Origin of the sequence: Micromonospora sp. TSRI0369 (assembly GCF_001905625.1) — a bacterium.
Lineage (GTDB): Bacteria > Actinomycetota > Actinomycetes > Mycobacteriales > Micromonosporaceae > Micromonospora > Micromonospora echinospora_A.
This window is the reverse complement of record NZ_LIVU01000004.1, coordinates 729,159-741,772: the sequence shown is the minus strand read 5'-3', so window position 1 is coordinate 741,772 and position 12,614 is coordinate 729,159. Positions and strand designations below refer to the sequence as shown.

Sequence of the window (12,614 nt, the reverse complement as noted above, 5' to 3'; positions counted from 1 at the left end):
ATGGGCGACGGGGCAGAATGTCCGAATGAACGAGCTCGCGATCACCGTCATCGGCCGGGACCGGCCGGGCATCGTCGCCGACGTCGCGGAGGTCCTCGCCCGGCTCGGCGCGAACCTCACCGACTCCACGATGACCCGGCTGCGTGGACACTTCGCGATGACCCTGATCTGCGTGGGACCGGCCGCCGCCGACGTCGAGGCCGCGCTGGCCCCGCTCGCCGCCGACGGGCACCTGCTGGCCACCGTACGCGCGGTCACGCCCGACGCCGGCAGCGAGCCCACCGGGGAGCCGTACGTGCTGGCGGTGCACGGCGCCGACCGGATGGGCATCGTGGCGGCGATGACCCGGGTGCTCACCGACGCGGGCGGGAACGTGACCGACCTGAGCACGCGGCTGACCGGTTCGCTCTACGTGGTGGTCGCCGAGGTCGAGCTGCCGCCGGGCGTCTCCGACGAGGTGGCCGGCCGGCTCACCCGCGTCGCGGCGGAGCTGGGTGTCGGGGTCAGCCTCCGCCCGGCGGACACGGATCTGCTGTGACCGGGCCGGAGTACGCGGGCCTGGGCGGCTGGACCCCGGAGAAGCTCGGTGTCGCCGGTACGGTACGCCCGGTGGTGGCCGCGCCGGAGCCGGTGCTGAGCCAACCCGGCCCGGAGGTCGACCCGACGTCTGCCGAGGTGGTGCGGCTCGCCGCCGACCTGGTGGCCACGATGCGGGTCTCGCCCGGCTGTGTGGGCCTGGCGGCGCCGCAGGTGGGGGTGAGCGCGCAGGTGTTCGCGGTGGACGTCACCGGGCATCCGAAGGCGGTCACCGTGCACGGCACGTTCGTGCTCTGCAACGCCCGGGTGGTGGAGGCGAGCCGCTGGAAGGCGGGCCGGGAGGGCTGCATGTCGGTGCCGGACCTGACCGGCGACGTGAAGCGGGCCAGCCGGCTGGTGGTGGAGGGTGTGCTGCCGGGCACCGGGGAACCGGTCCGGCTGGTGACCGACGGCTTCGAGGCGCGCGCGCTCCAGCACGAGATCGACCACTGCGCGGGGCTGCTCTTCCTCGACCGGGTGGCCGGCGCGCACGCGATCTACCAGCGCAAGGTCTACCTCTGACAGTGGCGGCTGTTATCCGGTGTGGACGGTGGTGGCCGTACAGCGGCGGGTTCCCGGCGCGTCGGACCGGCGAGCCGTGCGCCGCGCGGCTACGGTAGGCGCATCATGCGTCTGACGGTCGGCCCCCTGCCCCCTGCCGTGTACTGGCGGCGTCGTGCCGTCGTGCTCGGCGCGGGTTTGCTCTTCCTGATTGTCCTGCTCTACTCGTGCACCGGCACGGACCGCAACACCGGCGCGCCGGGCACGGACCCGTCGCCGACCGGTTCCGCCGGGGCCGAGCCGGGCCCGTCCGGCTCGGTGCTGACGCCGCAGTCGGGGAGCCCGTCGCCGACACCCGGCGACGTGGGCGGCGGTGGCGCGAACACCGGTGGCGGCAACACCGGCGGGAACAACACCGGCGGCGGGAGCACCGGTGGCGGCAACACCGGCGGCGGGAACAACACCGGCGGCGGCACCGGTAACGGCGGCGCGAACGGGCAGCCCGTCTCGGACGACGGCACCTGCACCGACTCGGAGTTGCTGGTGACGCCGGTCGCGGCGCCGGCCACCGCCCAGCGGGGCACTGTGGTCACGCTGCGTCTCAAGGTCAAGAACGTGTCGAACCGTACGTGTAACAGGGACGTCGGCGCCGACCTCCAGGAGCTGTACCTCAAGGCGGGCGCGGAGAAGATCTGGTCGTCGGACACGTGCGGCACCGGCAAGGGCTCCGACGTGCAGACCTTCACGCCGAACTTCGAGCGCTCCTACGAGCTGGGCTGGAACGGCCGGGTGGACAACCGGTGCGCCAACGGGCTCGCGAACGGTGAGTTCGCCGCGATCGGCGCGTACCAGGTGTTCGCCCGCGTCGGCACCAAGATCAGCGAGCCGGTGAAGCTGACGATCACCGGTTGAGCGGCGGGGTCAGACGTACCGTTCGAGGATGGACGCCTCGGCGAGCCGGGACAGGCCCTCGCGGACCCCTCGGGCGCGGGCGTCGCCCACGCCCTCGACGGCCTGGAGGTCCTCCACCGTCGCGCCGAGCAGCCGCTGGAGGCTGCCGAAGTGCACCACCAGCCGGTCGACCACGGCGACCGGCAGCCGGGGCACCTTGGCGAGCAGGCGGAACCCGCGTGGGCTGACCGCCGCGTCGAGCGCGTCCGAGGCGGACGGGTAGCCGATCGCCTTGGCGACCGCCACGAGGTCGATCAGCTCGGTGGCGCTGAGCAGGTCGAGTTCGACAAGCGCCTCGTCCAGGGTGCGCGACTTGCGGCCGACCGGCAGGTAGTCGCGGATGACCAGGGTGCGGTCGGCGTCCACGCCGGCCATCAACTCGTCGAGCTGAAGGGCCAGCAGGCGGCCGTCGGTGCCCAGCTCCACCACGTAGCCGGCGATCTCGTCGGCGATGCGGCGGACCATCTCCAGCCGCTGCACCACAGCCACGGCGTCGCGGACGGTGACCAGGTCTTCGATCTCCAGCGCGGAGAGCGTGCCGGAGACCTCGTCCAGCCGCAGCTTGTAGCGCTCCAGCGTGGCCAGCGCCTGGTTGGCGCGGGACAGGATCGCCGCCGAGTCGTCCAGCACGTGCCGCTGGCCGTTCACGTAGAGGCTGATGATCCGCATCGACTGGCTGACCGAGATGACCGGGTAGCCGGTCTGCCGGGCCACCCGCTCGGCGGTGCGGTGCCGGGTGCCGGACTCCTCGGTGGGGATCGACGGGTCGGGCATCAGGTGCACGCCGGCCTGCACGATCCGGGTGCCGTCGCTGGACAGGACGACAGCACCGTCCATCTTGCACAGCTCCCGGACCCGGGTGGCGGAGAACTCCACGTCCATCGGGAAGCCGCCGGTGCAGATCTGCTCGACCACCTTGTCGTAGCCGAGCACGATCAGCGCGCCCGTGCGGCCGCGCAGGATCCGCTCCAGGCCGTCCCGCAGGGCGGTGCCCGGAGCCATCAGGGCGAGGTTGGCGCGCAGCGGATCGCCGCCGGCCCCGCCGCCGACGCTTCCGTTGACGCTCACGCTGATGGCACGAGCGGGGTTGCCGCTCACGGCGCCGGTACGGGCGTGCGGCGTCGCCGTTGCGGGCTTGGTGGCATCGCGGTCGATCGGCACGGGCACAGTCTACGGACTGCCGTGCGGTGGGTGCTCTCGTGGTTACTGTGATGTGTCACGATGCCCGGCTCCGGGCGGTCGTCGGCCGGATGCGTGTGCTGTCCGGAATCGCCCGGCGGTTCCCGCCGCGCGCTCACGCGGCGTCACTCCGCCGATGCGCGGGCGGCGGCCTGGAGGGCGGCCCGCACGTCAGTGACCTCGATCACGCGCATGTTCTCCGGCCCGGCGCCGCTGCTCTCCGGCCCGCAGCCGGGTGGCACGAGAGCCAGCCGGAAGCCCAGCCGGGCCGCCTCGGACAGCCTGCGGGGCACCGCGCCGACCCGGCGTACCTCGCCGGTGAGCCCCACCTCGCCGATGGCCACCAGGTGCGGGTTGAGCGCGAGGTTGAGCCCGCCGGAGGCGACCGCGAGCGCCACCGCCAGGTCGGCAGCCGGCTCGACCACCCGGATGCCGCCGACAGTGGCGGCGAAGACCTCCCGGTCGTGCAGCGTGAGCCGTTCGGTCCGGCGCTGGAGCACCGCGAGGACCATGGCGAGCCGGGCGCTGTCGAGGCCGGAGACGGTACGCCGCGGCGACCCGGCGACGGTGGCTCCGATCAGCGCCTGCACCTCGGTCACCAGCGCCCGGCGGCCCTCCATCGCCACCGTCACGCACGTGCCCGGCACCGGCTCCGAGTAGCGGGTCAGGAACAGGCCGGACGGGTCGGCCAGGCTGCTGATGCCGCCCTCGTGCATCTCGAAGCAGCCCACCTCGTCGGCCGCGCCGAACCGGTTCTTCACGCCGCGCACCATGCGCAGCGACGAGTGCTTGTCGCCCTCGAAGTGCAGCACCACGTCGACCAGGTGCTCCAGCACCCGAGGGCCGGCGACCTGGCCGTCCTTGGTGACATGGCCGACCAGCACGGTGGCGACGCCGCGCTCCTTGGCCACCGCGACCAGGGCGGCGGTGACCGCGCGTACCTGGGTGACGCCGCCGGGCACGCCCTCGGTGCCGGTGGTGGAGATGGTCTGCACCGAGTCGAGCACCAGCAGGCCGGGCTTGACCGCGTCGAGGTGGCCGAGCACCGCCGACAGGTCGCTCTCGGCGGCCAGGTAGAGCTGGTCGTGCAGGGTGCCCATCCGCTCGGCGCGCAGTCGCACCTGGCTGACCGACTCCTCGCCGCTGACCACCAGCGACGGGCTGCCGGCCCCGGCGGCCCACTGCTGGGCCACGTCGAGCAGCAGCGTCGACTTGCCCACGCCGGGCTCGCCGGCCAGCAGCACCACCGCGCCGGGAACGAGGCCGCCGCCGAGCACCCGGTCGAGCTCGCTGACGCCGGTGGGGCGCGCGCGGGCGGGCGCGGCGCTGATGGTGGCGATCGGACGGGCCGGCTCGGCCGGAAGGCGGGAGCTGACCACCCGGCCGGAGACCAGCGGCCCGGTGATCGTGGACTCGACCACTGAGCCCCACTCGCCGCACTCGGGGCACCTGCCCACCCACTTCGGGGGCTGGTGACCGCAGGCGTCGCACTCGTAGGCCGGGCGGGGCTCGCGAGCGGCGCGACCGCGACCGGCGGCGGCACGGGAGGGGGTCGATCGGGGCGTGGTCACCACAGGACGCTAACCGGCCCGTACGACGAAAGCCCACCGGAAACGGCGACACCGCCGACGTGGCGCTGGCCACGGCGGCGGTGCCGACGGAAGGAGGGTGAGGTCAGTGGCCGCCCTCGGCGCCACCGTCCTCGGCCCCGTGCTCACGCGGGTTGACGATCTTGGACGGCGTGGGCTCCGCGGTCAGCGGGATGCCGATCGGCGCCGGGGTCGTGATGACCTTGCCGTCGCCGAAGTCGAAGGTCAGGTTGACCTGCTGGCCGACGAGCAGCTTCTGGTTCAGGCCGACGAGCTGGAGGAACCGCGGGTTGTCGGCGTTGAGCTGGGCGTAGCTGAGCGCCGGGATCTCGATCCGGGCCGGCTGCCCGGCGGGCGCCGACTCGGTCTCGCTCGGCGACGGGCTGGCCGACGGCGACCCGGTCACCTCCAGCGACTGGCTCGGCGACGCGCTCGGGTCGGTGGCGGTCGGCGAGGCGGTGGCCGGCTCGGTCGGCGAGCCGGTCGGGGTGGCGGCGCCGCTCTCGCCCGCGCCGGAACCGCTGAGCACGATCTCCCGGGCGCTGTCGGTGGTGACCGTCACGGTCACCGGCTTCTGGCTGTCGTTGTAGATCACCACATTGAGCGGCGCGTTCGACCCCGCCTCGTAGCCCTTCGGCCCCGGGGTCTGCACGTAGAGCCCGCGCACCTTGTAAAGGTTGTCGGAGGTCTGGACGTTGACGCCCTGTACCGACGGGATCTTGTTGGCGGTCTCGGAAATCTGCCCGGTGCCGCACCCGGACAGCAGCAGGCTCGCCGCCGCCGTGCCGGCCAGCAGCAGGGCCGGCCCCCGGGAACCCCTGATCGAGCGCGTCACGTCGGTCCTCCTCGTCACGATCCCCGCCCGGTCGACCACCGGGCACGGGGTGGCCATACCCGCGCAGACCGCGCTCCAGGGTAGTTGGAGCTGATCGAGGCCCGCACGCGGACCCGGCAATGCCACCTTCGGAGGGGAACCCTCAGACCACCCGGCCGCTCGTCACCAGCAGCAGCACATCGATGAGCGCCACCACCAGCACCGCCCGGAAGGCGCTCGCCGAGCGTCCGGCGGTGGCGCGTCCCGCGTACCAGCCGAGGGCCGGCACGGCGACGGCGGCGGCGACGGCCGACAGCCCGGCCCACGACGGCGGCCCCGGCGGGCCGAAGACCAGCGCGACGGTGGCCGCCAGGAGCAGTCCGGCGGCGGTGAGCCGGCTGCCGGCGGGGCCCAGCCGGTGCGGCAGGCCGCGCACCCCGGTCCGGGCGTCGTCGGCCAGGTCGGGCAGCACGTTCGCGAAGTGCGCGCCGGCGCCCAGCAGCGCGGCGGCGGCCACCAGCCAGGCCGGTGGCGCGGGCGAGCCGGGCAGCGCCAGCACCACGAACGCGGGCAGCGCGCCGAACGAGACGGCGTAGGGCAGCACCGACACCGCAGTCGACTTCAACGGCCGGTTGTAGAGCAGCGCGGAGACCAGGCCCAGCGTGGCGCAGGCCGCCGCGGCCGGACCACCGGCCAGCGCCAGCAGCGGGGTGGCGACGGCGGCCACCGCGACGGCCCGGGCCAGCGCCGGCCGGCTGACCGCGCCGGTGGTCACCGGTTTGTCGGTACGCCCCACCGCGGCGTCCCGCTCGGCGTCGATCAGATCGTTGCTCCAGCCGACGGCGAGCTGGCTGGCCAGCACCGTCAGCGCCACCGCCGCGACGCCGGCCGCGGAGTGCCCGGTGCCGGCGGCGAGCAGCGCGGCGACCACGGTGACCGCCGCCGCCGGCTCCGGATGGCTCGCCCTGACCAGCCCTAACACCCGTGTCGACATAAGGGAAGTCTGGTCGTTACCGGGCAGTCGTGCCACGCTCGACGCATGCCTGACGTGTCCGGGGTGTCCACTCCGTACCGGGTGCTGCCGCCGAACGACCCCCGGCAGTACGACGATCTGGCCGACGAGTGGTGGCGGCCGGACGGCGCGTTCGCCATGCTGCACTGGCTGGCGCGGGCGCGCGCAGCACTGGTGCCACCGGCGTCCACGCCGGACGATCTGCTCGTCGACCTGGGCTGCGGCGCCGGGCTGCTGGCGCCGCACCTGGCCGGCAAGGGCTACCACCACGTCGGGGTGGACCTGACCCGCTCCGCGCTGGACCAGGCCGCCGACCACGGGGTGACAGTGGTCCAGGGCGACGCGACGGCGGTGCCGCTGACCGACGGCTGCGCGGCGGTGGTCTCCGCCGGGGAGGTGCTGGAGCACGTGCCGGACTGGCGGCGCGCGGTCGCCGAGGCGTGCCGGCTGCTGCGGCCCGGCGGCCTGCTGGTGCTGGACACGCTCAACGACACGCTGCTGGCCCGGCTGATCGCGGTGGAGCTGGGCGAACGGCTGCCCACCGTGCCGCGCGGCATCCACGATCCACGGTTGTTCGTCGACGCCCGCGCGCTCGTCGCCGAGTGTGCCCGGCACGGCGTGTCGCTCGAGGTACGCGGGGTCCGCCCGGAGGTGGGCGGCACGCTTGCCTGGTTGCTGCGCCGCATGCGCGGCGGTGGCGACCGTCCGGGCAGGACCGAGCCGCGCATGGTGCCGACCCGGTCGGCAGCGGTGCTGTACCAGGGCTGGGGGCGCCGGAGCGGGTAGCCGGGGCCGCCCGGGGTAAAGGACGCCGAGAAGGGGGCGACATGAGTGTGCACGCGCTGGAGGCGGCCCGCCGGTTGGCGCCGCGACTGGCCGCCCGCGCGGCCGAGCACGACCGCGACGGCTCGTTCCCCGTGGACGACTTCGCGGACCTGCGGGCAGCCGGGCTGTTCGGGCTGATGGTGCCGCCCGAGCTGGGCGGCACGGGCGCGAGCTTCGCCGAGTACGCGGCGGTCGCCACCGAACTGGCCCGGGGCAACGGCGCGACGGCGCTGGTGTTCAACATGCACGCCTCGGTCACCGGCGCGCTGGGCGCGGTCACCGAGGAACTGGCCGAGGCGCTCGGCGTACCGGAGGAGGCGCTTGCCGCTCGGGACCGGCTGCTGCGCGCGGCGGCCGACGGCGCCTGGTACGCGGTGGCGATGAGCGAACGCGGCGCCGGCGCCCGCCTGTCCCAGCTCAGCACCGTCTACGAGCCGGTCGAGGGCGGCTGGCACATCAAGGGCAGCAAGACGTTCTGCTCCGGCGCCGGCCACCCGGACGGCTACCTGGTGGCCGCCCGCAGCGCCGCCGACCAGTCGGTGGTGTCGCAGTTCCTGGTCCCGGCCGGGGAGGGCATCACCGTCGAGCCCACCTGGGACTCGCTCGGCATGCGGGCCACCTCGTCGCACGACGTGCACCTGGACGTGACGGTTCCGGCCGACCGGCTGCTCGGCGGCGTCGAAGGGCTGGCCCTGGTGGTCGCCCAGCTCATGCCGCACTGGCTGGTGGCGAGCTACGCCGCGGTCTACGTGGGCGTGGCCCGGGCCGCCATCGACGCGGCCGCCGAGCACCTCAACGCCCGCAACCTCGCCGGCCTGCCGGCGGTACGGGCCCGCCTGGGCCGCGCCGACGCCGCCACCGCCGCCGCCGAACTGGTGGTCGCCGAGGCGGCCCGCCGGGTCGACGAGGCCCCCGGCGACGCGGAGACGAACCGCTGGGTGTGGCGCGCCAAGCTGCTGGCCGGCACCACCGCGGCCGAGGTGGCGGCCTCCATGCTGGAGGCGGCCGGCACCTCGGCGACCCGCCGCGGGCATCCGCTGGAGCGGCTCTACCGGGACGCCCGCTGCGGCTCGCTGCACCCGGCCACGTCCGACGTCTGCGCCGACTGGCTCGGCATCGCCGCGCTCGGCGGGGACCCGGACCGGGACAGCGCGCTCCCTCGTTGGTGAGCGCGAGGAGTGAGTGAAGGGCTAGGGGTGGGGGACGTGGGCATTCCGGTGATCGCGGGTCTGGGCACGGCGCAACCGCCGGGCGCGATGCAGGACGAGCTGTGGACGGGCTTCTTCGCGCGGCACTTCCAGGGGAACACCCGGGCGCTGGCGCAGCGGATCTTCGCGAACTCGGGCGTCACGCGGCGGCAGGCTGCGGTCAACCCGCTGCTGGAGGACGTCTCGGAATGGCCGACCGAGCGCCGGATGCGCCGCTACCAGGTCGAGGCGCTGCCGCTGGGCAAGGAGGCGGTCAGCCGGGCGCTCACCGCCGCCGGCCTGGACGCCGCCGACATCGGCATGTTCGTGGTCTGCTCCTGCACCGGGTACGCCACCCCGGGCCTGGACATCCTGCTCGCCCGGGACCTCGGCATGTCGCCGAGCACCCAGCGCATGTTCGTCGGGCACATGGGCTGCTACGCGGCCCTGCCCGGGCTCGGCGCGGCGAGCGACTTCGTCACCGCCCGCGGGCGTCCCGCGCTGCTGCTCTGCGCGGAGCTGACCAGCCTGCACATCCAGCCGCCGGGCGCGCGGGTGGACACCCAGCAGATCGTCTCCCACGCGCTGTTCTCGGACGCCGCGGTCGCCGCCGTGGTCGTCCCCGGCGGCCGGGGGTACGCGCTGCGCGAGGTCACCTCGGTCACCGACACCTCCACTGCCGACCACATGACGTGGGACGTCACCGACACCGGCTTCCGGATGGGGCTGTCGCCGAAGGTGCCGCAGGTCCTCTCCCGGCACGTCCGGGACCTGGTCGACGAGTTGCTGGCACGGCACGGGTGCGACCGGTCCGACGTGGACGGCTGGGCGGTGCATCCGGGCGGGCCACGGATCCTCAACGTGGTGGAACGCGAGCTGGCCCTGCCGCCGGACGGGCTCGCCGCCTCCCGGGGGACGCTCGCCGAGCACGGCAACTGCTCGTCCCCGACGGTGCTGCTGATCCTGGACCGGCTGTGGCGTACGGAGCCGTCGCCGCCGCGCTGGGTGGTGATGCTGGCCTTCGGTCCGGGGCTGACGCTCTACGCGGCGCTGCTGGAACGCGTGGGCTGACGGGTCGCCCCGGCCGCGCCGCGCCGATACGCTGCCGGCATGGCCTCCGAGGAGCGGGACGGGCGGGCGTTGCTGGCCGGCCTGACCGTCCTGGCGCTGTTGCTCGGCTCGTCCTGGTGGCGGTCGGCGGCTCCGGAGCCTGGTCCGGCCACGTCGGCCGTGTCCGCGAGCGTGGATCTGACCCCTCGCAACTGGCGGGTCGACCCGTCGACGGGCGAAGCGCGGCCGGTGCCACGCGCCGGGCGCGACGCGGGGGCGTCGCTCGGCCCTCGCCGCGGGCCGCGTGCCGAGCCGGACCGCTCGGTGGTGATACAGGTGGAGGACGACGGCACGACGCGTGTGCTCCAGATGTCGCACGTCGTGTGGCGGGAGAGGTCCCGGCTGACGCCGGGCGCGCCGCCTGTCGTCCGGCAGGTGCGGCCCACGCGGGGCGATCACTACCGGCTCTCGGTGAGCTGTGCCGGTGACGGCGTGGTCGCCGTACTCGTCTCCGGTGTCGGAGACGACGACTTCCGGCGGGCGCTGCGGTGCGGCGAGCAGTTGGACGTCCCGGTGGTGGGCGGCAAGGGCGAGCTGGTGCAGATGCGGTTCGTCGCGATACGGGGCCGGGCCGAGCTGGACGCCCGGCTCGAGGCGCTCTACTGAGCGGCGGTCAGCCGGCCAGCCGGGCCAGGTCGGCCCCGTAGTCCGACAGCGGACCCAGCTCCGGCACCACCCGCACCAGCGCGCCCTGCCGGTCGACCAGCAGCGCCGGGGCGATGCCGGTCTGGGCGGACAGGTGCAGGTAGGAGCGCAGCCCGCCGGCCGGGTCGCCGAGTGGGCGTACCCCCGGGACGCTCGCCGCCCCGGCGCGCCGGCCCGCGGTCACGGTGACCACCGTGACGCCCGGCGGGGCGGCTCTGGCCGCCGTGGTGACCTGCTCGGCGCAGGCGCAGGCGTCGGTCAGAATGATCATGGCGGGCAGCAGGCTGCGCAGCGGTACCGGTGTGTCGTCGGCACCGACCAGGTCCAGCGCGGGCAGTGGGCCGACCGGCTGCGGCGCGGCGCCGGCGTGGGGAAGCACAGTCGGCGCGCCGGACCGGGTGGTACGTGGCCAGGTGACAGCGGCCAGGCCGGCGAGCGTGATCAGCACCGATACGAGCAGGATCAGCGCCGGGAGTCCGAGGCGGAGCGAGCCGGGGCGCCGGCCGGCTGCCGCTCGTGCGCGTCGCAGCTCCCGGCGGACCTGTCGGGCCTCCTCGGCGAGCGCCGAGGCGTCGTCCGGGACGACCACGCGGCCCCACTCCGGGGGCAGGCCGGGCAGCCCTTCCGGCGGCCCCTGGCCGTCAGCGTCAGGCACGCCCATCGGACCCCCAGGAACGCCTCGGTGAGCGGACGTCGCGTCCGTTCCCAGCGTCCCGCACCGGCCGTCGTAACGCCACACCTGGGCGCGGACGGACTTGCGGAGCTACCATGGAAGGAGCGCATTGCCCTAGATCTGGACGCTCCCGTCACCCGTTACCGGGTTGTCACGTGTTCCTCACGGAGCGTGTCGAAAGCATCGGTTTGACCGCCTGTCAAGCTGAAGAAAGACCTCTCACAGGGCCCCTGAGCTGCGCCAACGGTCAGGACAGCGGTGAGACATCGGTGCCTGAGCGTGTTACCCTAGACACAGCGAAAGGGGTTTCGAACCTATGGTTTTCAGTGTCGGCGAGACCGTTGTTTACCCCCACCACGGGGCCGCACTCATCGAGGCAATCGAGACTCGGGTCATCAAGGGCGAGCCCAGGGAATACCTCGTCCTGAGGGTCGCGCAGGGTGACCTGACGGTCCGGGTGCCCGCCGAGAACGCCGAGATCGTGGGTGTGCGCGAGGTGGTCGGCGAAGAGGGCCTGGGCAAGGTCTTCGACGTGCTCCGCGCACCGCACACCGAGGAGCCGACCAACTGGTCGCGGCGTTACAAGGCGAATCTGGAGAAGCTGGCCTCCGGTAACCCGCTGAAGGTGGCCGAGGTCGTCCGCGACCTGTGGCGCCGGGAGCGGGAGCGGGGCCTGTCGGCGGGCGAGAAGCGGATGCTCGCCAAGGCCCGTGACATTCTCGTCGGCGAGGTCGCGCTGGCCGAGAAGAGCACCAAGGACGAGGCCGAGACGCTGCTCGACAAGGTGCTGACCGAGGCCTGATCCACACCTCTGCCTCTACCCACCCCGCAGCGAACGAATCCGAGGACCGCGACGTGACCGCGCAGCTCAATCCGCGCGGTGACGTCGCGGTCCTCGTTCCTGCGGCCGGCGCCGGCGTACGCCTCGGACCCGGCGCTCCCAAGGCGCTCCGGCCGCTCGCCGGTGAACCCCTGCTCGTGCACGCCGTCCGCCGGGTCGCCGCCGCGCCCTCGGTGCACACGATCGTGGTGGCCGCGCCGGCCACCGACGTCGAGGCGGTACGGGCGATGCTGGCGCCCGTGGCGCCGGTGACAGTGGTGCCCGGCGGCGCCGAGCGCCAGGAGTCGGTGGCGGCGGCCCTCGCGGCCGTACCCGCCGGCCCGGAGATCGTCCTGGTGCACGACGCGGCCCGCGCGCTCACCCCGCCGGACCTGGTCGAATCGGTGGCGGCGGCGGTCCGCGACGGGCACGACGCGGTGATCCCGGTGCTGCCTGTGGTCGACACGATCAAGGAGGTCGACGCGGCCGAGCGCGTGCTCGGCACCGTCGACCGGTCCGCGTTGCGGGCGGTGCAGACGCCGCAGGGCTTCCGCCGCTCCGTGCTGGCCGCCGCCCACCGCTGCGCGGGTGACGCGCTCACCGACGACGCCGGCCTGGTCGAGAAGCAGGGGATCGCGGTGACCTGCGTACCCGGCTCCGAGTTGGCCCTGAAGATCACCCGGCCGTTCGACCTGTCCCTGGCCGAACACCTCCTGTCCACCGGCGCCTGAC

At 74.2% G+C, this 12,614-nt stretch carries 14 protein-coding genes; 9 read left to right on the top strand and 5 right to left on the bottom strand.

The features are described 5' to 3' along the window. Positions 1 to 25 precede the first annotated feature (25 nt). The 3 genes from AMK25_RS16395 (at position 26) to AMK25_RS16385 (ending at position 1,989) form a co-directional block, all read left to right on the top strand. Positions 26 to 538 (top strand): glycine cleavage system protein R, encoded by a 513-nt coding sequence (locus AMK25_RS16395; RefSeq protein ID WP_073829205.1) that lies wholly within the window; start codon positions 26 to 28, stop codon positions 536 to 538. Then, the gene (locus tag AMK25_RS16390; RefSeq protein WP_073829204.1) at positions 535 to 1,098 is read left to right on the top strand and encodes a peptide deformylase; all 564 of its coding nucleotides are present in this window, start codon (positions 535 to 537) and stop codon (positions 1,096 to 1,098) included. The genes AMK25_RS16395 and AMK25_RS16390 overlap by 4 nt, the downstream gene beginning before the upstream one ends. Positions 1,099 to 1,203: 105 nt before the next feature. Then, entirely contained in the window at positions 1,204 to 1,989 is a 786-nt protein-coding gene (locus tag AMK25_RS16385) for a hypothetical protein (protein ID WP_073829203.1), read from the top strand. A 9-nt stretch (positions 1,990 to 1,998) separates the two neighbouring features. Here the strand turns inward: AMK25_RS16385 and disA are convergent, their stop codons facing one another. The 4 genes from disA to AMK25_RS16365 all read right to left on the bottom strand — a co-directional run bounded on the left by disA (position 1,999) and on the right by AMK25_RS16365 (position 6,604). After that, positions 1,999 to 3,189: a DNA integrity scanning diadenylate cyclase DisA gene (gene disA, locus AMK25_RS16380; protein WP_030502855.1), complete on the bottom strand. Its 1,191-nt coding sequence runs from the start codon at positions 3,187 to 3,189 to the stop codon at positions 1,999 to 2,001. Between the two features lie 143 nt (positions 3,190 to 3,332). After that, a complete protein-coding gene (gene radA, locus AMK25_RS16375; RefSeq protein ID WP_073829363.1) occupies positions 3,333 to 4,778 on the bottom strand; it encodes a DNA repair protein RadA in 1,446 nt (481 codons plus the stop codon). 103 nt (positions 4,779 to 4,881) lie between these two features. Next, positions 4,882 to 5,631: a hypothetical protein gene (locus AMK25_RS16370; RefSeq protein ID WP_073829362.1), complete on the bottom strand. Its 750-nt coding sequence runs from the start codon at positions 5,629 to 5,631 to the stop codon at positions 4,882 to 4,884. 142 nt (positions 5,632 to 5,773) lie between these two features. Then, positions 5,774 to 6,604 carry a UbiA family prenyltransferase gene (locus AMK25_RS16365; RefSeq protein WP_073829202.1) on the bottom strand — a complete coding sequence of 277 codons (831 nt, stop codon included), beginning with the start codon at positions 6,602 to 6,604 and terminating at the stop codon, positions 5,774 to 5,776. 45 nt (positions 6,605 to 6,649) lie between these two features. Between AMK25_RS16365 and AMK25_RS16360 the strand changes: the two genes are divergently transcribed. Genes AMK25_RS16360 through AMK25_RS16345 form a run of 4 tightly spaced genes read left to right on the top strand, consistent with a single transcriptional unit; the run spans position 6,650 to position 10,350 of the window. Beyond that, on the top strand, positions 6,650 to 7,408 hold the full coding sequence (locus AMK25_RS16360) for a methyltransferase domain-containing protein (protein WP_073829201.1): 759 nt from the start codon (positions 6,650 to 6,652) through the stop codon (positions 7,406 to 7,408). Positions 7,409 to 7,449: 41 nt separating this feature from the next. Next, positions 7,450 to 8,616 (top strand): acyl-CoA dehydrogenase family protein, encoded by a 1,167-nt coding sequence (locus AMK25_RS16355; protein WP_073829200.1) that lies wholly within the window; start codon positions 7,450 to 7,452, stop codon positions 8,614 to 8,616. 36 nt (positions 8,617 to 8,652) lie between these two features. Next, a complete protein-coding gene (locus tag AMK25_RS16350) occupies positions 8,653 to 9,705 on the top strand; it encodes a type III polyketide synthase (RefSeq protein WP_073829361.1) in 1,053 nt (350 codons plus the stop codon). Between the two features lie 39 nt (positions 9,706 to 9,744). Further along, positions 9,745 to 10,350 carry a hypothetical protein gene (locus AMK25_RS16345; RefSeq protein ID WP_073829199.1) on the top strand — a complete coding sequence of 202 codons (606 nt, stop codon included), beginning with the start codon at positions 9,745 to 9,747 and terminating at the stop codon, positions 10,348 to 10,350. Between the two features lie 7 nt (positions 10,351 to 10,357). Here the strand turns inward: AMK25_RS16345 and AMK25_RS16340 are convergent, their stop codons facing one another. Further along, entirely contained in the window at positions 10,358 to 11,050 is a 693-nt protein-coding gene (locus AMK25_RS16340) for a hypothetical protein (protein WP_073829198.1), read from the bottom strand. Positions 11,051 to 11,378: 328 nt separating this feature from the next. Here AMK25_RS16340 and AMK25_RS16335 point away from each other — a divergent pair, with 328 nt between their 5' ends. Together AMK25_RS16335 and ispD are read left to right on the top strand one after the other, a co-directional pair. Continuing rightward, a complete protein-coding gene (locus tag AMK25_RS16335) occupies positions 11,379 to 11,864 on the top strand; it encodes a CarD family transcriptional regulator (RefSeq protein ID WP_013288937.1) in 486 nt (161 codons plus the stop codon). A 53-nt stretch (positions 11,865 to 11,917) separates the two neighbouring features. Next, entirely contained in the window at positions 11,918 to 12,613 is a 696-nt protein-coding gene (gene ispD, locus AMK25_RS16330; RefSeq protein WP_073829197.1) for a 2-C-methyl-D-erythritol 4-phosphate cytidylyltransferase, read from the top strand. Position 12,614: the final 1 nt, after the last annotated feature.